This is a genomic window from Burkholderia sp. BCC0506, from assembly GCF_902833145.1.
Taxonomy (GTDB): Bacteria; Pseudomonadota; Gammaproteobacteria; order Burkholderiales; family Burkholderiaceae; genus Burkholderia.
Window position 1 is genome coordinate 725,224 of the sequence record NZ_CADFEN010000002.1, and the last position, 17,796, is coordinate 743,019.

18 protein-coding genes are annotated in these 17,796 nt (G+C 69.5%); 8 read left to right on the forward strand and 10 right to left on the reverse strand.

All coding sequences use genetic code 11. From position 1 onward, the window contains the following. The first annotated feature begins 117 nt into the window (after positions 1-117). The gene (locus HWX62_RS07215; RefSeq protein ID WP_175932395.1) at positions 118-588 is read left to right on the forward strand and encodes a helix-turn-helix domain-containing protein; all 471 of its coding nucleotides are present in this window, start codon (positions 118-120) and stop codon (positions 586-588) included. Between the two features lie 66 nt (positions 589-654). On the opposite strand, the gene HWX62_RS07220 is transcribed toward HWX62_RS07215, so the two are convergent. The 3 genes from HWX62_RS07220 to HWX62_RS07230 form a co-directional block, all read right to left on the reverse strand. Continuing rightward, positions 655-2,094, reverse strand: a complete 1,440-nt coding sequence (locus HWX62_RS07220; RefSeq protein WP_175932355.1) for an MFS transporter — start codon at positions 2,092-2,094, stop codon at positions 655-657. A gap of 120 nt (positions 2,095-2,214) precedes the next feature. Beyond that, the gene (locus HWX62_RS07225) at positions 2,215-2,988 is read right to left on the reverse strand and encodes an AraC family transcriptional regulator (protein ID WP_175932356.1); all 774 of its coding nucleotides are present in this window, start codon (positions 2,986-2,988) and stop codon (positions 2,215-2,217) included. A 25-nt stretch (positions 2,989-3,013) separates the two neighbouring features. Next, complete coding sequence (locus HWX62_RS07230; RefSeq protein ID WP_059501234.1) at positions 3,014-3,355, reverse strand: FKBP-type peptidyl-prolyl cis-trans isomerase; 342 nt, start codon at positions 3,353-3,355, stop codon at positions 3,014-3,016. Positions 3,356-3,937: 582 nt separating this feature from the next. Here HWX62_RS07230 and HWX62_RS07235 point away from each other — a divergent pair. The 3 genes from HWX62_RS07235 to HWX62_RS07245 all read left to right on the forward strand — a co-directional run bounded on the left by HWX62_RS07235 (position 3,938) and on the right by HWX62_RS07245 (position 7,556). After that, positions 3,938-4,855 (forward strand): metal-dependent hydrolase, encoded by a 918-nt coding sequence (locus HWX62_RS07235; RefSeq protein WP_175932357.1) that lies wholly within the window; start codon positions 3,938-3,940, stop codon positions 4,853-4,855. Between the two features lie 445 nt (positions 4,856-5,300). Next, positions 5,301-6,800, forward strand: coding sequence for a sigma-54 dependent transcriptional regulator (locus HWX62_RS07240; protein ID WP_175932358.1), 1,500 nt, complete (start codon positions 5,301-5,303; stop codon positions 6,798-6,800). A gap of 507 nt (positions 6,801-7,307) precedes the next feature. Continuing rightward, positions 7,308-7,556, forward strand: a complete 249-nt coding sequence (locus tag HWX62_RS07245) for a hypothetical protein (RefSeq protein WP_175932359.1) — start codon at positions 7,308-7,310, stop codon at positions 7,554-7,556. A 228-nt stretch (positions 7,557-7,784) separates the two neighbouring features. Here HWX62_RS07245 and HWX62_RS07250 read toward each other — a convergent pair whose 3' ends face one another. Continuing rightward, entirely contained in the window at positions 7,785-8,567 is a 783-nt protein-coding gene (locus HWX62_RS07250; protein WP_175932360.1) for an ABC transporter substrate-binding protein, read from the reverse strand. Between the two features lie 235 nt (positions 8,568-8,802). Here HWX62_RS07250 and HWX62_RS07255 point away from each other — a divergent pair, with 235 nt between their 5' ends. Both HWX62_RS07255 and HWX62_RS07260 read left to right on the forward strand, forming a co-directional pair. Next, positions 8,803-9,222 carry an MbcA/ParS/Xre antitoxin family protein gene (locus HWX62_RS07255; protein ID WP_175786452.1) on the forward strand — a complete coding sequence of 140 codons (420 nt, stop codon included), beginning with the start codon at positions 8,803-8,805 and terminating at the stop codon, positions 9,220-9,222. Next, on the forward strand, positions 9,219-9,920 hold the full coding sequence (locus HWX62_RS07260; protein WP_175932361.1) for an RES family NAD+ phosphorylase: 702 nt from the start codon (positions 9,219-9,221) through the stop codon (positions 9,918-9,920). Before HWX62_RS07255 ends, HWX62_RS07260 begins: the two co-directional genes overlap by 4 nt. A 19-nt stretch (positions 9,921-9,939) precedes the next feature. Here HWX62_RS07260 and HWX62_RS07265 read toward each other — a convergent pair whose 3' ends face one another. Further along, a complete protein-coding gene (locus HWX62_RS07265) occupies positions 9,940-10,671 on the reverse strand; it encodes a metallophosphoesterase (protein ID WP_175932362.1) in 732 nt (243 codons plus the stop codon). A gap of 122 nt (positions 10,672-10,793) precedes the next feature. Here HWX62_RS07265 and HWX62_RS07270 point away from each other — a divergent pair, with 122 nt between their 5' ends. Then, on the forward strand, positions 10,794-11,447 hold the full coding sequence (locus tag HWX62_RS07270; protein WP_175932363.1) for a DUF1345 domain-containing protein: 654 nt from the start codon (positions 10,794-10,796) through the stop codon (positions 11,445-11,447). Between the two features lie 6 nt (positions 11,448-11,453). On the opposite strand, the gene HWX62_RS07275 is transcribed toward HWX62_RS07270, so the two are convergent. Together HWX62_RS07275 and HWX62_RS07280 are read right to left on the reverse strand one after the other, a co-directional pair. Further along, positions 11,454-12,122, reverse strand: a complete 669-nt coding sequence (locus HWX62_RS07275) for a glutathione S-transferase (RefSeq protein ID WP_175932396.1) — start codon at positions 12,120-12,122, stop codon at positions 11,454-11,456. 97 nt (positions 12,123-12,219) lie between these two features. Further along, the gene (locus tag HWX62_RS07280; protein ID WP_175932364.1) at positions 12,220-12,927 is read right to left on the reverse strand and encodes a class I SAM-dependent methyltransferase; all 708 of its coding nucleotides are present in this window, start codon (positions 12,925-12,927) and stop codon (positions 12,220-12,222) included. Between the two features lie 316 nt (positions 12,928-13,243). Between HWX62_RS07280 and HWX62_RS07285 the strand changes: the two genes are divergently transcribed. Continuing rightward, positions 13,244-14,884, forward strand: a complete 1,641-nt coding sequence (locus HWX62_RS07285; RefSeq protein ID WP_175932397.1) for a DUF3459 domain-containing protein — start codon at positions 13,244-13,246, stop codon at positions 14,882-14,884. 77 nt (positions 14,885-14,961) lie between these two features. On the opposite strand, the gene HWX62_RS07290 is transcribed toward HWX62_RS07285, so the two are convergent. The 3 genes from HWX62_RS07290 to HWX62_RS07300 all read right to left on the reverse strand — a co-directional run bounded on the left by HWX62_RS07290 (position 14,962) and on the right by HWX62_RS07300 (position 17,771). Beyond that, positions 14,962-15,546: a thiamine phosphate synthase gene (locus tag HWX62_RS07290; RefSeq protein WP_175932365.1), complete on the reverse strand. Its 585-nt coding sequence runs from the start codon at positions 15,544-15,546 to the stop codon at positions 14,962-14,964. A 22-nt stretch (positions 15,547-15,568) separates the two neighbouring features. Continuing rightward, positions 15,569-16,912 carry a hemolysin family protein gene (locus tag HWX62_RS07295; protein ID WP_175932366.1) on the reverse strand — a complete coding sequence of 448 codons (1,344 nt, stop codon included), beginning with the start codon at positions 16,910-16,912 and terminating at the stop codon, positions 15,569-15,571. A gap of 76 nt (positions 16,913-16,988) precedes the next feature. After that, complete coding sequence (locus HWX62_RS07300) at positions 16,989-17,771, reverse strand: HAMP domain-containing sensor histidine kinase (RefSeq protein WP_175932367.1); 783 nt, start codon at positions 17,769-17,771, stop codon at positions 16,989-16,991. Between the last annotated feature and the right edge of the window lie 25 nt (positions 17,772-17,796).

The following is a 17,796-nucleotide window of genomic DNA, read 5'->3' on the forward strand; positions in this document are numbered from 1 at the left end:
TTGGAGTGTAGGGAAAGTGGTTTTAAAATGCAACCTGTTGCGGTGGCGGGCATCGGGCCCGCGCACGGATGGCCGGCATGCGCGCGAAGGCGCGCCGGCACGCTTGCGGAGAGGAACATGGCCAGGCAGAAAAGTCTTGCGGATTCACCGTGCCCGGTGGCGCGCGCGACCGATATCGTCGGCGATCGCTGGGCGTTGCTGATCGTGCGCGATGCGTTCGACGGCGTGCGCCGCTTCGGCGATTTCCGCGCGAGCCTCGGCGTCGCGAGCAACATCCTGTCCGACCGGCTGAAGAGGCTGGTGGACGCAGGCGTGTTCGACGTCGTGCCGGCGTCCGACGGCACCGCGTATCAGGAGTACGTGCTGACGAAAAAGGGCGAGGGGCTGTTTCCGGTCATCGTGATGCTGCGGCAGTGGGGCGAGGCGAACCTGTTCGCGCGCGGCGAGCGGCATTCGGTGCTGGTCGATCGCAGCACCGGGCGCGCGGTCCGCAAGCTCGCGCTGCGGCACGACGACGGCCGGCCTTTGAAGGCGGCCGAGACGATCGTGAAAAAGATCGATGACGAAGCAGGCACGACGCGTCGGTGAGCGCGATGCGCGGCAGCCCGTTCGTCGGCCGGCCTGGCGCGACGCGCATCGCGGCGTGCGGCGCGCTCAATCGTGCGCCGGCACGCCCTGACGCGACCGCGACGCGCCGCGATGCGCGTCGGCCCGCACGCGGGTCGCGAGCAGCGCGGCCGCGATCAGCAGCGCAACCGACACGACGGTTTCGATCCGCAGCCCGCTGACGACCTGCGACGCACCGCCGCCGCCGGCGAGCGCACCGAACGCCGCGACGCCGATTGCGCCGCCGGCTTGCCGCGCGGTGTTCAGCACCGCCGACGCGATGCCGGCCCGTTCGTGCGCGACCGATGCGAGCACGGCCGTCGTCATCGCGGGCACCGCGAACCCCATGCCCAACGGAATCAGCAGGAACGGCACCAGCAGCACGCCGAGCGGCGTCGAGGCGTCGACGAAATGCAGCGACCCGTAGCCGAGCGCGGCGACGAGCGCGCCGGCCACCATCGGCACGCGCGGGCCGTGGCGGGCGACGGCCCGTCCGCTCGCGAGATTCGACAGCAGGAAGCCGCCGGTGAGCGGCAGGAACGCGAGCCCGGCCTGCAGCGCCGATTCGCCGCGTGCGCGTTGCAGGTACAGCGCGAGCACGAACACCGTGCCGTAGTACGTGAGGTTCACGCAGATCCCGAACAGCACGGCTGCGCTGAACGTGCGATGGCGGAACAGCGACAGCGGCAGCATCGGCGTGGCCGTGCGCGATTCGGCCGCGACGAACGCGAGCGCGGCCAGCGCCGCCAGCACGAAGCCGCCGGCCACGACCGGATGCGCGAGGCCGAGCGGCCGCCATTCGATCACGGCGCCGGTCAGCGCGGTCAGCATCGCGATCGCGATGAACTGGCCGCGCAGATCGAGCGAACGGGGCGAGCGGGCCGGTGCGGCCTGCTCACGGCGCGCCGGCACCCATGCGAACGTCGCGGCGAGCCCGGCCGCACACAGCGGCAGGTTCACGAGGAAGATGCCGCGCCAGCCCCACGCGGCGATCAGCAGCCCGCCGACGACCGGCCCGGCCGCGATCGAGATCGACCCGGCCGCCGTCCACCCGCCGACCGCGCGGGCGCGCAGGCGCGGGTCGTGCCGGCACGCGTCGTTGAGCAGCGCGAGCGAGTTGGGCAGCATCGCCGCGGCGCCGACGCCTTGCAGCGCGCGGGCCGCGATCAGCATCGCCGGCGCGACGGCCGCGCCGCACGCGAGCGACGCGAGCGCGAACAGCAGCAGCCCCGCGATATACAGGCGGCGGGCGCCGAAGCGGTCGCCGAGCGCGCCGCCCGACAGCATCAGCACCGCGAACGCGAGCGTGTACGCATCGACGACCCATTGCAGGCCGGCGACCGGCAGGTGCAGGTCGGCCGCGAGATGCGCGAGCGCGATGTTGACGATCGTCACGTCGAGCTGCGTGACGACGAAACCGGTGCTGACGGTCGCGACGACGCGCGCGAGCGCGGGCGGGAAAGCCGGGGATGGTGTGGTCGTATCCATGCGTCCATCGTAGGCGGTGACCGGCATGCGATGTTTCAGTGGAACGTGAAGCGTCGATACGGATGCCGACGCATGCCGCTTGCTACGTGCGCCGATGCGTATCCAGCGACGCCGATGCGTTCAGTGCCGTTCGCCGCGCCAGCGCCCCGGCGCCACGCCGAAGCGCTTCGTGAACGCATGCGTGAACGTGCTTTGATCCGCGAAGCCGACGCTGCCCGCGATGTCGACGAGCGCATGCCGGCCGTCGGCGAGCAGCACGACCGCTGCGTCGAGCCGCAGCCGCTGCAGGTAGCGATGGGGCGTTTCGCCGAACGCGTCGACGAACAGTTGATGAAACCGGCGCATCCCGTAGCCGCAGTGCGCGGCGAGATCGGCGATGCGCAGCGGTTCGGCGAGCCGGGCGCGCAGCCAGCGGTCGATGCGCGCGAAATCGAGGCCCGCCGCGGGCGCGGCGATGCCCGCATCGTCGAGCAGCGCGTCGCACAGGCGCGCGGCGGCCTGCCACTGGAAGCGATGCGCGGCGGCCCGCCGTGCGTCGCCGGCCGGCGCGTCGTGTTGCGCGGCGGCCGCCGCGACCTGCGCGACGAGCGCGGTGAGCGCCGGGTCGATCGCCACGGCGCGTGCATGGTCGAACAGCCGCCGCGGTACCGCGAGCGACGCGGCGGGCAGGTCGATCACGAGCTGGCGATTGTCGCCGAGGCCCGCGTAGTCGTGGCGCGCGCCGGCCGGAACCAGCCAGGCCGCGTGCCGGTCGATGCGCCGGCCGATGCCGTCCACCGCCATCACCATCGCGCCATCGAGGCCGAGCACGACCTGATGGAAGTCGTGCACGTCCGACGCTTCGCACGTGTCGTAGCGGCGCAGCGCGATGGCGGGGGAGGCGACGCGTTCCATCGGGAAGGAAACGGCCGGATGCGGGTCAGACGTCGAGCAGTTCGACTTCGAACACGAGCGTCGCATTCGGCGGAATCACGCCGCCTGCGCCGCGCGGGCCGTAGCCGAGTTGCGGCGGGATCGTGAGGCGGCGCACGCCGCCGACCTTCATGCCCTGCACGCCTTCGTCCCAGCCCTTGATGACCATGCCGCCGCCGAGCACGAATGCGAACGGGTCGTTGCGATCCTTGCTCGAATCGAATTTCTGACCGTCGGTCAGCCAGCCCGTGTAGTGGACGCTGACGGTCTTGCCGGCTTGCGCTTGCGCGCCGGTGCCTTCGGTCAGGTCTTCGTACTTGAGGCCCGATTCGGTCGTGATGACGGACATGATTTCTCCTGAAAGAGCGTGACGTAAAACCGCTATTGTAGGCGAGCGGGCAGCGGGCGGGCGCGCGTGGATTTCACGCCGTCGCACGCGTGTCGCGAAGCACGGCGGGGCGCCGCATACGGGATTGCGGAAAACACGATTGGAACGCGCGTTTGAATTGGTCGCGAGCCGTTGGGCCAAGGTTGCACCACGGCAGCGCCCCGCGCGTATGAATCGATGTCATCGGCACACGCCGCCGCCTGCCGCACGACCCCCGCCGGATGCCGCGAAATACCCGCCGCACGGGGCGCGCGAGCCGCCGCCGGGGCGCTGCATCGTGTCCCGCAACTCATCGGCGCGGGAACCGGAGCGTTCGAATCGCGACCCGTTCGCGCATCGTTCGAGCGCCGTTTTTTCCGCCTTTCCGACCGTGCCCCGTTTGGAAGCGCGCATCTACCGCGCGGCTTGCGTGCGCCGGCGCGCACGGCCTATCGTTACATCTGTCGATGTCAGGATTTGGGCGGCGCGCGATACGCCGCCCGGGCGCGCGCCGGCCGCGTCGGACGATGCGCCGGGCCGCGCCGCAACAGGAGAACGATGAACATGAAGTCAGCCGCTTGCGCCACCGCAGCCGGGATCATGCCGGTGCGCCGCGACCTGCGCTTCGACCTGCCGGTCGAACGCGCGAAGGACTGGCATGGCCTCGGGCCGCACGTGACCCATTTCTTCAACGCGCTGTCGCTGCTGTTTCCGGCCGGCGAGCGCTTCTTCATGGATTCGGTGCGCAACTACCGCGACCGGATCGACGATCCCGTGCTGAAGCAGCAGGTGCTCGGCTTCATCGGCCAGGAGGCCATGCATACGCGCGAGCACATCGAATACAACGAACTGATGCAGGCGAACCGCCTGCCCGCGCGCAAGCTCGACCGCCGCGTGTGGGCGGTGCTCGGCTACATGAAGCGCACGCTGCCCCATTCGGTGCAGCTCGCGCACACGGTGGCGGCCGAACACTACACGGCGATGCTCGCCGACTGGCTGCTGCGCGACCCGACGCGCCTCGACGGCTCGGTCGACGGCTACCGGCAGATGTGGATCTGGCACGCGCTGGAGGAAACCGAGCACAAGGCCGTGTCGTTCGACGTGTGGAATGCCGCGATGAAGCCGGGGTTGCGCCGCTACCTGATCCGCATCGGCGTCTATCTGCTGACGACGCTGACGTTCTGGCCGACCGTGTTCCTGATGCACGCGACGCTGCTGTGGCGCGATCGCGGCGCCGGCCATCACGTGCGCGGCATGCTGCGTACGATCGCGTTCCTGTACGGGCCGCGCCGCGGGTTGTTCCCGCGGATCGCCGGCGAATGGCTGAGCTTTTTCCGGCCGGGCTTCCACCCGTGGGACCACGACAATCGCCACCATCTCGCGCGGGTCGACGCGCTGGCCGCCACCTACGGCGAACACGGCGGCACACCGGCCGGCCGCGGCCGCGCGAACGTGCCGGCGCCGCTCGCGTCGGGTCGCTGACCCGGCCATCCGCCGCGCGGCGGGCGCCGCACATGTTGCGCGCGTGCATCAATCGGCTTCTTCCGACGATTGACGAAAATCAACCGGAACCGGCTGCCCGGGCGCCCGCGGGCCCGGCCGACCGGTTGCGCGCGCATGCGCCGGCGTGCCGATCGTGCGTGCGCCGCGCGTCGCTCACGGTCGTCGTGCGCCAGCACCGGCGCGGTTTTACGCGCACCGCGCCGGCCCGTTCCGGTCGCGCGCGGCGTTCGCCACGGGGATAACACCCATCTAGCCGCAGGCCGGCCGCATCGATATACCGTTCATGACAACGTCGACTCCGGCGCGATTCATGCGCAGGGGGATTTTATTCGGACGGAAATACGGCCAATATGTCGGTTCGATCGTGTCCGTCGTACGCGGCGGCGAGCCGGCGCGCGATACCAACGCCAAGCGGGGAACAACGATGGTTGCAAGGTCACCCGACGCAAACGGGCAGGCGGCGCCCGAGATGACGGACGTGTCCGTCACCGCTCCCGAGGCCGGCCGCAAGCTGTTCGTGATCATGCGTACGCCGGACGAGCCGTTGTTGGCGCAACTGCGCGGGCTCGGCTGGGAGATCGCGGTCGCGAAGACGGCCGGCGCCGCGCAGAACATGACGTCCGGCGTGAGCGTGGCCGCCGGGCTGATCGATTTCACCGGGTTCACGGCGCGCGACTATCCCGCGTTGAAGATGTGCCTGAGCCAGCCGGCGATCGGCTGGATTTCCATCGCGCAGGCCGGCATCACGATCGGCCCCGCCGTGCGCGAACTGATTCGCAGTTACTGCTTCGATTACGTGACGCTGCCGCTGCCGTACGAATGGATTTCGCACGTGCTCGGCCATGCGCGCGGGATGGCCGCGCTCGATCGCGTCGACGGCGCGGCCTACGCGGCGTCGATCGGCGAACACGGGATGATCGGCAACTGCGAGGCGATGCAGCAACTGTTCAGCACGATCCGCAAGGTCGCGAAGACCGACGCGAGCGTGTTCATCTCGGGCGAGTCGGGCACCGGCAAGGAGCTGACGGCGCTCGCGATTCACGAGCGCTCCAGCCGAGGCAAGGGGCCGTTCGTCGCGATCAATTGCGGCGCGATTCCGCATCACCTGCTGCAGTCGGAGCTGTTCGGCTATGAGCGCGGTGCGTTCACCGGCGCGAACCAGCGGCGCGCGGGCCGGATCGAATCGGCGAACGGCGGCACGCTGTTTCTCGACGAGATCGGCGACATGCCGGTCGAAAGCCAGGCGAGCCTGTTGCGCTTCCTGCAGGAAGGGAAGATCGAGCGGCTCGGCGGGCAGGAGTCGATCGCGGTCGACGTGCGGATCATCTCGGCCACGCACGTGGATCTCGACGGCGCGGTCGAGGCCGGGCGCTTCCGCGCCGATCTCTATCACCGGCTGTGCGTGCTGCGCATCCACGAGCCGCCGCTGCGCGCACGCGGCAAGGACATCGACATCCTCGCGCACTACGTGCTGCAGAAATTCAAGGCCGATAGCGGCCGCAAGATCAGCGGCTTCACGTCGGCCGCGCTCGACGCGATGCGGCGCTACGAGTGGCCCGGCAATGTGCGCGAGCTGATCAACCGCGTGCGGCGCGCGATCGTGATGGCCGAGAGCCGGCTGTTGACGCCGCACGATCTCGGGCTCGACACGCCCGGCGAAACCGAACCCGTCACGCTCGAGCAGGCGCGGGCGCTGGCCGAGCGCACCGCGATCGAGAACGCGTTGCTGCGCAACGATCACCGGATCAACAAGGCCGCCGCCGAACTCGGCATTTCACGCGTGACGCTCTACCGGATGATGATCGAGCACGGGCTGAACGATCACGACAACAACGGCGGCAGCGGCGGGAATGGCGGGAATGGCGACAGCGGCGGGCACGACGGCGCACCGTCGGGTGACGCGGGGCATCAGCGGGTCGGCTGAGCGGCGTGCGTGGCCGGCGTCGCCATGTAAAGCGCATGAAACATTTCGCGTCGGCCGCCGCGCGAATTTTCGCGCCGAAGCGGGCCGATGGGCCGGTGCGCCGCCGGTAAAAATTCCGCGCGCCATTGTTCAGCCTTATTCCGCAAGGCCCTGCCGTTGCAGGGCTCGCGCGTGCTGCGACCCCGATGTTTCAGTTTCGTAACTTCCGGCATGCCGCGCCCGTTCCGGCCGCCAGCCGGCTCGACCACAGCCTTGTTCGGCCGGGCTCGCGCAGCGCTGGCCCGGTCCTTGCGGAGACAGGCGTGCGAGCGTCGACGACACGAGGTCCGTCCGGTCGGGCAGCACCCGTCTTCGGTACCGGCCGGAATGCAGTCCGCGGGGATGCGGCGGCCGCGCGCGGGGCAGCAGCCGCGTCGCGGCGAGCACGGAACGTCGTCGCCTGATCGCCGGGGCATCGGCATCGTCCGGTTGCCGGAACAAACATCAGACAGCAAACGGGGTAGAAAAATGATCGATCGTCACACGCCGCGGTCCGCAGGCCGCGATCGCAGTGATTCGGGACATCGCCGCTCGAACGTCGCGCTTGCGGCCGACCGGCATGCGTCGACAGGCCATCTCTCCGCGCCCGGTGCGAGGCGGATCCGGCTGGTTGCCGGTCATCCGCGCCGGGTCGGCACTTTCCTGCACGCGAACCCGATCCGCATGGGCATGTGCACACGGGCGCCGGTGCCGCGACGCCCGGTCTTCGCCTATTGATTCGAGCGGCACGAGATCCGTTCGTATCGCCCGTCGTTGCCGCGGGCGATTGATTGGCGATCCGAACGATGTCGTTGCGTCGTGCCGCTTGCCGCGGACGACGCAACATGCGAAAAGCATTCGACGCAACGGCGAACCGCGCGATGCCGTTGCCATCCGGTTGCAAGGGGAGGGGCGGTCGGACGCGCGCGACGGAAAGCAGTCCTCCGTACGCGCGCGACGCCGTTCTCAACTGCCGTAGATGTCGAAGTCGAAGTACTTCGACGCGAGCCGCTTGTAGGTGCCGTCCTTGACCATGTCGGCGATCGCGCGATCGATCTTCGCCTTCAGGTCGGTGTCCTCCCGGCGCAAGCCGATGCCGGCGCCGATACCGAGCACCTTTTCGTCGACGAGTTCGGGCCCGACGAACGTGTAGTTCGCGCCGCGCGGCGATTTCAGGAACCCGATCGCGGCCTGCACTTCGTCCTGGAGCGCCGCGTCGAGGCGGCCGGCGATCAGGTCGGCATACACGCCGTCCTGGTTCTGGTACGACACGACGTTCGCGCCTTGCTTGCCCCAGTACGCCTTCGCATACGTCTCCTGCGTCGTCCCCTGCTCGACGCCGATCGATTTGCCCTTCAGCGAGTCGGCCGTCGGCAGCAGCGACGAGCCCTTCTTCACGACGAGCCGCGTCGGCTGGTTGTAGATCTTCGTCGTGAAGCCGATCTGCTGCGCGCGCTGCGGCGTGATCGACATCGACGACAGCACCGCGTCGAACTTCTTCGCCTTCAGCGCCGGAATCATGCCGTCGAAATCGTTCTCGAGCCACACGCATTTCGCCTTCAGGCGCGCGCAGATCTCGTTGCCGAGGTCGATGTCGAAGCCGATGAGCTTGCCGTCGGGCGCCTTCGACTCGAACGGCGCGTAGCTGGCGTCGGTGCCGAAGCGGATCGTGGTCCAGTCCTTCGCGACGGCGGAGCCTGCGGATACCGCGAGCAGGGCGAACGAAACGGCGGCAATCAGTCTTTTCATGGTGCGTTCCTTGGCGTGGTGCATCCGGTTTCCGTGCGACACGGTCTCCACGGACACGACCCGCGCCGTGACGCGGTGTCCGCCCGGCCATTAACGCAGAAAATAAAATCAGAGTCCAGAATGGACAAAAAATATCGATTTGTCGGATGTCCGCGCGCGAGTGCTGGATGCGACCCTTGCAAAAATACGATAATGGACTAATCTTGTTAGTAAATTCGTTTCGAGACTAACGATCATGTCACAGCCCGCCTATGAATCGCATTCCGCCGTGCCGCACGCCTCGGTCGCGCAGATGTCGGCCGCCGGGCTACGCGCGTTTTTCAACATCGCGCGCGACTGGGAGCTGACGATCGACGAGCAGATCGTGCTGCTCGGGTCGCCCGGCCGCTCGACGTTCTTCAAGTGGAAGGCCGCACCGGAATCGGCGCGCCTGCCGCGCGACACGCTCGAGCGGCTATCGCTCCTGCTCGGCATCTACAAGGGGTTGCAGATCCTGCTGCCGCAGCCCGCCGCGGCCGATGCGTGGGTCAAGCGGCCCAACGATGCGGCGCCGTTCGGCGGCAAGCGCGCGCTCGACCGGATGCTGGCCGGCAACGTCGGCGATCTGGTGGCCGTCCGGCAATATCTCGACGCGATGCGGGGCGGCTGGGCGTGACGAGACCGATCGACGTCGCCCGGTGGCCCACGACGACTCTCGACTGGGCACCGGCCTATCGCGTGATTCCCACCCGTTTCCCGGCCATCAACCTGTTCGACCGCGTCGCGTCGGCGGACGATTTCGACGCGCTCTACGCACTCGAATCGCTGACCAACGACCGCATCCGCAACGAAGTCGGCACGCTCGACCTCGTGCCGCCCGCCGAGCGCCGCTACGGGCAGGGCTGGGGGCCGATCATGGCCGCGTTCACGCACCTGAACCCGCTGGGCAGCCGTTTTTCCGACGGCAGCTACGGCGTGTTCTACTGCACCCGCTCGCGCGACACGGCGATCGCCGAAACGCGTTATCACAGCGGGCTGTTCCTCGCCGCGACGAAGGAGCCGCCGATGCGCCAGCAGATGCGGCTCTATACCGTGTTCGCGCACGGCGAAGTGGCCGACGTACGCACGTGGCCGCAGCGCGATCCCGCGTTGCTGGATCCGGTCGACTACGGCGCGGGGCAGGCATTCGGCCGCGCGGTGCGCAATGCCGGCGGCGCGGGGATCGTCTATCCGTCGGTGCGCGACCCGCGCGGCGAGTGTCTTGCCGCGTTTCGCACGACGCTGCTGCGCGACTGCCAGCACGCGGCCTATCTCGAATACAACTGGAACGGCTCGGCCGTCGATGCGGTGTTCGAACTGAATCAGGTCGGCTAGCGTTCGCCTGGCCGGCGCGTCAGGGCAGCGGCCAGTCGCCTGCGTGGCGCTCGCGCGCTTCGGCCTGTGTCATCGACCACGTGCGGCCGGTGCGCGGTTCGGCGAGCGTGAGGCGCCCGGCCGGCGCGAACGCACCCGTGTCGATGAACCATTGCGCGCCGATTCGCTGCGGCGCCCGCACCGGCGTGTGCCCGGTGCAGGTCAGCGACAGTCCGGCCTGCCGTGCCGGATCGGCGAGCCCCTGGACGAGATCGCGCCCCCAGATCAGCCGCTCGCGCACCTCGTGCGGATAGCTGCCGGTATCGAGATCCGCATCCGAGCCGAAGAATTCCGCATGCAGCACGTTGAAGCGCGCCGGGCCGTCGCCGACCACGCGCACGAGCGGCAACGCGTCGACGCGCGCCGCATGCGCGTGCAGCCGTTCCGGCGGCAGGTCGGCGCCCCAGTCGCCGCCGATGCCGCGCCACGCGTCGGGCGGCAGCTTGCCGCGTGCGACGAGGCTCAGCACTTCCTCGTGATTGCCGCGCACGACGTGGCACCACGGCCGGTCGAGCAGGTCGAGCGCGGCTTCGGAGGCCGGGCCGCGGTCGACGAGATCGCCGACCGAGAACAGCCGGTCGCGCGCCGGATCGAAGCGGACGTCGTGCAGCAGTGCGCGCAGCACGTCCACGCAGCCGTGCAGGTCGCCGACGACGAAGTCGCGGCCGGCCGTGTTCGCGGGATGGCGGCAGAGCAGGGCAGTGGCAGTCATCCCCTTATCTTAGGCGCTCGCGCCCATCGCCACGTCACGATGGAATGGCGATAATCGGGGCACGGTACGCGCCGGCGCGGCGCATCGGCCGAACCCTTTCCATCCGCTTTCGGAACCCTACGATGACGCTTTATCCGCAGGTATTACGCAACCGGCCGCGCATGGTCGCGGCGTTCATCGCCGGCCTGTTGTGCGCGGTGCTGCTGCCGTTTCCGCTGCGTCCGACCGTACGGGCGTTGATCGGCTGGGATTGCGCGGTCTGGCTGTACCTCGTGCTGATGTGGGTGCGCATGGTCACCGCGCATCATCACAAGGTGCGCGAAATCGCGATCCGCGAGGACGAAAACGCGACCACCGTGCTGACCGTCGTGTGCCTCGCGACCGTCGCGAGCGTGGCGGCGATCGCGATCGAACTCGCGACCGCCAAGAGCGTCGGCTTCAGCGCGGGGCTCAGCCACTACGCGATCACGGGCGCGACGCTGTTCGGCGCGTGGTTCCTGATCCCGACGATCTTCACGCTGCACTATGCGCGGCTCTATTACGGCTCGCCGAGCAGCGATCGGGCGCTCCGTTTCCCGGACCAGCACCCCGAGCCCGACTACTGGGATTTCCTGTATTTCGCGTTCACGCTCGCGGTCGCGTCGCAGACGGCCGACGTGTCGCTCGCGAACCGCTCCGCGCGACGCTCGGTGCTCGCGCAGTCGATCCTGTCGTTCTACTTCAACATGGCCGTGCTCGGCTTGTCGATCAACGTCGCGGCCGGGTTGCTGAGCTGACGCCGGTTACTTGAGCAGGTCGTACCGGCCGCCGCGCTCCAGTGCGCGCCGGTACGCGGGCCGTGCATGGATCGTGTCGAGAAAGCGCGCGATCGCCGGATATGCGCCGCCGCCGCCGCGCGCGGCCGCGGCTTCGAGCGGAAAGCTCATCTGGATGTCGGCCGCGCTGAAGCCGTCGCCAGCGAACCAGCCGGTGCGCGCCAGCGCGCCGTCGACATGGCCGAGATGCAGCGCGATCTGCGGATCGACGAAACCCGACTGCAGCGTCGCGGCGATCTTGCGCGCGATCGGTCGCGCGAAGAACGGCATCGGCGCATGCGCGATCCGCAGCGCGACGAGCTTGAGCAGCAGCGGCGGCATCGCCGACCCTTCCGCGTAGTGAAGCCAGTACGTGTAGTCGTGCCGCTCGGGCGAGCCGGGCGGCGGCGCGAGGCGTCCGTTGCCGTAGCGTTCGACCAGGTATTCGATGATCGCGCCCGATTCCGCGAACGTGCGGCCGTCGTCGGTCACGACGGGCGACTTGCCGAGCGGATGGATCGCGCGCAATTCGGCCGGCGCGAGCATCGTTTTCGGATCGCGCTCGTAGCGCACGATCGCGTACGGTACATCCAGTTCTTCGAGCAGCCAGAGCACACGTTGCGAACGCGAGTTGTTCAGGTGATGGACGGTAAGCATGTCGAGGCCGGGAGGGGGCGGGAACGACATCATACCGAGCGCGTGCGACGCATTCGCGAATCGCGTGGCGCGGCTGGCCGCGGGCCGCATCGAGCCGTCATGCGCGCCGCACCGCGATCCACGCGCCCCAGAACAGGCTCGCGAAAAAGCGCAGCGGCGCATCGAAGCCCGCGTCGCGCAGCAGCGCGAACACGGCTTCCTCGGATGCGGGCGGATCGGCGCCCTGCAGGATTTTCGCGAGTTGCGCGCGCACGGCCTCGGGCGTGGCGCCCTTCATGCGCCAGCGCTGCTGCCATGCGTCGAGCAGACGAGGGTGGTCCGCGTAGCGGCGATGGTTGCCGGCGAGCACGAGCGGCGCGCCGGGCTTCAGGCGCCGCGCGATCGCGTGCAGCAGCGCGGCCTTCGCGTCGTCGCCCGGCACATGATGCAGCACGCCGATCAGCGTCGCGCCGTCGAACGCGGGTGCATCGGGCAACGCGTCGACGCCATCCTCGACGAAGGCGGTACGCGCGCCGAAACCCGCGGCTTCGACGTTCGAGCGCGCGAGCGCGAGCATCGGCGCGGACGGGTCGACGGCCGTGAATTGCCAGCCCGGTTCGAGCGCGGCCGCGACGGAGATTTCCTGGCCCGTGCCGCCCGCGCCCGCGACGAGAATCCGGGCATCGGTCGCACCGATCGCCGAGGCGAGCACGCAAGCGGCGAGTTCGTGACAGGCATCGTAGCCGGCGAGCGCGATGCGCGATTGCTCGGCGTATTCATGCGCGCGTGACGGGTCGAATTTCGCGGCGCTGGCGGGAAGCGACATGGCGGAGTCCTCGGGTAGGGGGCGGGCGACGTGCCCGCGAACGTGACGCAGAGCGTAGGGGCGGGCGGCCGGCGCAACAAGGCGAGCGGTCATTCCGGTATGCCGACTACCCGGCTCGTCGACGCGTGCCGGCCGCCGGTTTGCGGGGCGGGCTGCCGGGGTCGATTCGCATTTAAAAATGTCTGACCACGGTGCATCGCGATGGCGAATCCGGCGCATACTCGTTTCTCTCCCCTAGCCTGGCCGTCGCATGCCGGGCCCGATGCGCTGCGCCATTGGCGCGGCCATGCCGCTCGGTACGCACGAGGAGCGCATGATGTCCGATTGTCCGCACGATCCGTACGCGCAGCACTACATCCATTGTTTGCCGTTTGGCGCGCAGCCTTGCGGCGCGCTCTGCACGACGCCGCGCACGCATTTCCGCGTATGGGCGCCCGGCACCACGTACGTCCAGCTCGAACTCGATACCGGCTACGGCCCGATGCTTGTCCCGATGACGAGCGCCGGCCCGAACTGGTTCGAAGTCTTCGTCGACTGCGGCGCGGGTGCGCGTTACCGCTATCGTCTCGACGATACCGTGTCGATTCCCGATCCCGCGTCGCGCTCGCAACCCGAAGGGCTCGACGGCCCGAGCGAAGTCGTCGATCCGCGCGCATTCACGTGGCGCAATACGTTCTGGCGCGGGCGCGCGTGGGAGGACATCGCGCTCTACGCGATCCGCCCGCACGCGGTAGGCGGTTTCGACGCCGTGCGCCGCCGCCTGCCGCAGCTCGCGCGCCTCGGCGTGACCGCGCTGGAGCTGCTCGCGTCGCCGCACGACAGCCTGCCGTTCGCACCGCTCGCGGCCGAAGGCGGCCCCGACGCGCTGAAGGCGCTGATCGACGATGCGCACGGCTACGGTCTCGCGGTGCTGCTGGAACTCGACTACGCGCGCTTCGGCAGCGGCACCGATGCGCTGCGCCACTACGCGGGGCCGTTCTTCCATACGCGCGACGATCCGCTGCAGGCGGCGCCGCTCGCGCTCGATCATCCGGAAGTCTGCGATTTCTTCTGCGACAACGCGCTGTACTGGATCGACGAATACCGTTGCGACGGGCTGCGCCTGCGCGAAGCCGACCGGATCGGCGTGTCGTGGTTGCGGGAGATCGCGGATCGCGTGCGCGCCGCCGTGCCGGCCGACCGGCTGATTCACCTCGTGCTCGGCAGCGAGCGGCATCCGGCGCATCTCGCCGATACCCATTTCGATGCGCAGTGGAACGGTTGCGGCGAACGCGCGCTGCACCGGCTCACGGGGCGCGACACGTCGGCGCATGAAGGCATTTCCACGCACCAGTCGATCCATACGCTCGCCCGCGCGCTGACCGCGGCCGGCGCGGCCTACCAGCCGGCCGCGTCGGTGGACGGGATGACCGCCGACGGCGGACTGTCGCTGACGTCGCTCGTGCTGTCCGATGGCGCATGGCGCGACGGCGGCCCCGGCGATCACGGGCAGGCGGCCGGCCTGGCCGCGCTCGCGCTGTCGCTGCTCACGCCGCAGATCCCGCTGATCTTCGATGAAACCGCGCGCGACCTCGATCGTGCGCATTTCGTGCAATCGGCGCTCGCCGTGCGCGCGAAGCTGATCGCGCCAAGGCTGTCCGATTGCCGGCCGCAGGACGCGCGCGCGCTGAAGGCGGACGGCGACGGCGATGCCGACGCGCTGTGCGCATCATGGCGGCTCGCCGACGACGAGACGCTGACGATCGCGTTGAACCTGTCGCCCGAGACGGTGCGGTTCGACGCACCGGTCGGGCGGGTGGTGTTCGAGACGCCGGCGCGTGCACGCGACCGGGTCGATGAAGGGGAGCTGCCGCCGTATTCGCTCGTCGCGTGGCTGACGGGCGACGTCAACCGCTACGCGCTGACGCACGACGCGCGTCGCGTCGACGACGGTGCGTGGCGCGGGATGCGAACCTGAACGCATGAGCCGATGCGCGCGTGAAGCGCCGGCGCCGGGCGCGATCGTGCGCGGCCGCGCTGTCGGCAGGCACCGAATTACCAGAACCCGCGAATGCCCGCGACGCCATGCGCGCCGTGACGGCGCGCGTCGTCGAGGTGCGCACGCGTCATGCCGCCGAGCGCGAACACCGGCATCGCGGCCTGCGCGGCCAGCGCGTCGAATCGCGCCCAGCCGAGCGTCGGCGCACCGGGGTGGCTGAGCGTCGGCAGCACCGGCGACAGCGTGACGAAATCCGCGCCGGCGCGCGCGGCCAGCAGCAGGTCGTCCTGCGAGTGGCACGCGGCGGATACCCATCGGCCGGCCGGCAGCGGCCGCCGCGCGGCGGCGCGCAACGCGGCGCCGTCGAGATGCCAGCCGGCGCCGTCGAGCCGCATCACGCCGGCTGCATCGATCGGGCCGTTCAGCATCAGGTGTGCGCCGGCCGCGTCGCAGCGCGCGAGCGCCGCGGCGGCCAGTGCCGCGAACGCGGTCGCGTCGAGCGATTTCACGCGCAGTTGCACGAGCGTTTCGCCGCGCGCGAGCACGGCCGACAGCCGGTCGAGGAACGCCACCCGATCGGCCGCCGACGCGGACGCCGGTTCCGGCGTGATCACGCAGCAGCGCGGCAGCGGCGCGCTCATCGCGCGACGCGGCGAACGGCCGTCATTCGTCGGCCTCTTTCGCGATCTTCGGATAGACGCGCACGAGCACGATGCGCGGCCCGTTCATCTTCTTCACGACGACGTCGAAGCGATCGAACGACACGCGCTGCCCTTCGGTCGGCAGGTCGCTCAACGCCTGGATCACGAGGCCGCCGACCGATTCCGCGCGGCCTTCGTCGATGTCGATGCCGAGCGCCTGCTCGAGCGACACGACGGGCAGGCTGCCCTTGCCCATCAGCGTGCCGTCGTCGAGGCGGCTCCAGTCGGCGTCTCCCTGGCGGAACTCGTCGTGGATCTGGCCGACCAGCGCGCCGAGCAGGTTGTCGAGCGTCAGGAAGCCGATCGGCTTCTCGCCCTTGTTGCCGACCAGCGCGAAGTGCGGCGCGCCCTTGCGGAAGCGGCGGAACAGCTCCAGCGCCGGCGTGTCGGGCTTCACGTACTGCACCGGGCGCACGTAGTCGGAGAGATCGTCGAGCGCGGCGCCCGCGTGACGCGCGAGCAGCAGGTCCTTCAGGTGGATCAGCCCGCTCACCTGTTCGCGCGACGCATCCTCGAACAGCGGATAGCGGCTGAAGCGGTGCCGCGCAACGATCTCCATGTTGTCGGGTAGCGGCAGGTCGCGGCGCAGGCCGATCATTTCATGGGCCGGCCGCATCAGGTCCGACACGGTCATCGACGAAAAATCGAGCGAATGCGCGAGCGTGTTCCACTCGTCGTTGCTGTACGTGCCGCGCGCCGGCTGGGCCGCATTGCCGGCCGCGCTGCGGCGGCTGCGCAGGATCAGCTTCAGCTCGTCGGTCGAATAGTGCGCATCGCCGCCGTGGTCGGCCGACAGCCCCGCGAGCCGCAGCACCGCGTTCGCGCTGGTGTTGAGCACCCAGATCGCCGGATACATCGCCCAGTAGAACGCATACAGCGGCAGCGCGACCCACAGGCCGACCTTCTCCGACTGGCGGATCGCCATCGATTTCGGCGCCAGTTCGCCGACGACGATGTGCAGGAACGAGATCAGCGAGAACGCGAACACGAGCGAGATCAGGTGCACGACACGCTCGGACTCGACGCCGATCAGGTCGAGCAGCGGGCCGATCAGTTGCGCGAACGCCGGTTCGCCGACCCAGCCGAGGCCGAGCGACGCGAGCGTGATGCCGAGCTGGCACGCGGAAAGATACGCGTCCAGCCGGCCGTGCACGATCGCGAGGATGCGCCCGCGCAGGCCGTGCTTGCGGGCGAGGGTCTTGACGCGCGTTGCGCGGAGTTTGACGAGGCCGAATTCGGCCGCCACGAAGAACCCGTTCAGGGCCACCAGGAACAACGCGCCGATGAGCGCGAAGATCTGTAACAAAGAATCGCTCCGGTTATGACAGGCCCATCAGTATAGGGCCGGAAAGGAATTTGTAATGTGTCGGACGGCCGATCGCTTACACCGGCGCCTCGCAGGGGATCGAGAACGTGATGGTGGCGGCCGCGCCGTCGATGAACAGGTCGTGCACGAACGTGCCGCCGTGCGCGAGTGCGACGCGCTGGCACAGCGCGAGCGTCCACGCGCTGCGTTTCGCGTCGCGCTCGCGCAGCATCTCGCGTCGGGCGAACGATTCGAACGCGTGCGGCTGCGCGGGATCGACGAGCGCGTCGGCGTTCACGGTACAGGTGGCGCGCGCCGTGAACTGCCCGCCGTCGCGCGTGCATGCGAACGCGACGCGGCTGCCCGCGGCGCTGGCTTCGACGGCCGTCGTCAGCAGGATCCAGAGCGCCTGCGCGACACGTTCGCGATCGGCGGTGAGCGACGGCTCGCCGTCCGGCAGCGTCGTGTCGAGCGCGACCTGGCGCGCGTCGGCGAGCGCGAAGCGCACGAGCGCGATCGTGTCGTCGAGCAGCGCGCGCAGCGCGAACGGCCGCGGCGGCGCGAGCACGAGCGTGCGCGTTTCCGCGCGCGGCGCGTCGAGCACGCCATCGATCAGCGCGACCTGCTGATCGATGCCCGCGCGGATGCCCGCGAGCGCGCGCTGCAGGTTCGGGTCGGCGTTGGCGAGCTGCCGCTCGAGCACGTAGGCCCAGCTGTGCATCGCATTCAGCGGGCTGCGCAGGTCGTGCGACGCGGTGGAGAGTGCCTGGTCGCGCAGGAACAGCGCCGCCTGGGCGGCGTAGTGCGCTGCGCGTTCGCGCAGCAGGTCGGCGGCGGGATCGACGGAAGTGGACGTCACGGAGCAGGCCTGTCGGAAGCGGTTG

What these genes read in the sequence shown, in the direction of transcription:
- HWX62_RS07215 (WP_175932395.1), top strand. Translation starts at nt 118, where the DNA reads ATGGCCAGGCAGAAAAGTCTTGCGGATTCACCGTGCCCGGTGGCGCGC.
- HWX62_RS07220 (WP_175932355.1), bottom strand. Translation starts at nt 2,094, where the DNA reads ATGGATACGACCACACCATCCCCGGCTTTCCCGCCCGCGCTCGCGCGC.
- HWX62_RS07225 (WP_175932356.1), bottom strand. Translation starts at nt 2,988, where the DNA reads ATGGAACGCGTCGCCTCCCCCGCCATCGCGCTGCGCCGCTACGACACG.
- HWX62_RS07230 (WP_059501234.1), bottom strand. Translation starts at nt 3,355, where the DNA reads ATGTCCGTCATCACGACCGAATCGGGCCTCAAGTACGAAGACCTGACC.
- HWX62_RS07235 (WP_175932357.1), top strand. Translation starts at nt 3,938, where the DNA reads ATGAAGTCAGCCGCTTGCGCCACCGCAGCCGGGATCATGCCGGTGCGC.
- HWX62_RS07240 (WP_175932358.1), top strand. Translation starts at nt 5,301, where the DNA reads ATGGTTGCAAGGTCACCCGACGCAAACGGGCAGGCGGCGCCCGAGATG.
- HWX62_RS07245 (WP_175932359.1), top strand. Translation starts at nt 7,308, where the DNA reads ATGATCGATCGTCACACGCCGCGGTCCGCAGGCCGCGATCGCAGTGAT.
- HWX62_RS07250 (WP_175932360.1), bottom strand. Translation starts at nt 8,567, where the DNA reads ATGAAAAGACTGATTGCCGCCGTTTCGTTCGCCCTGCTCGCGGTATCC.
- HWX62_RS07255 (WP_175786452.1), top strand. Translation starts at nt 8,803, where the DNA reads ATGTCACAGCCCGCCTATGAATCGCATTCCGCCGTGCCGCACGCCTCG.
- HWX62_RS07265 (WP_175932362.1), bottom strand. Translation starts at nt 10,671, where the DNA reads ATGACTGCCACTGCCCTGCTCTGCCGCCATCCCGCGAACACGGCCGGC.
- HWX62_RS07270 (WP_175932363.1), top strand. Translation starts at nt 10,794, where the DNA reads ATGACGCTTTATCCGCAGGTATTACGCAACCGGCCGCGCATGGTCGCG.
- HWX62_RS07275 (WP_175932396.1), bottom strand. Translation starts at nt 12,122, where the DNA reads ATGCTTACCGTCCATCACCTGAACAACTCGCGTTCGCAACGTGTGCTC.
- HWX62_RS07280 (WP_175932364.1), bottom strand. Translation starts at nt 12,927, where the DNA reads ATGTCGCTTCCCGCCAGCGCCGCGAAATTCGACCCGTCACGCGCGCAT.
- HWX62_RS07285 (WP_175932397.1), top strand. Translation starts at nt 13,244, where the DNA reads ATGTCCGATTGTCCGCACGATCCGTACGCGCAGCACTACATCCATTGT.
- HWX62_RS07290 (WP_175932365.1), bottom strand. Translation starts at nt 15,546, where the DNA reads ATGAGCGCGCCGCTGCCGCGCTGCTGCGTGATCACGCCGGAACCGGCG.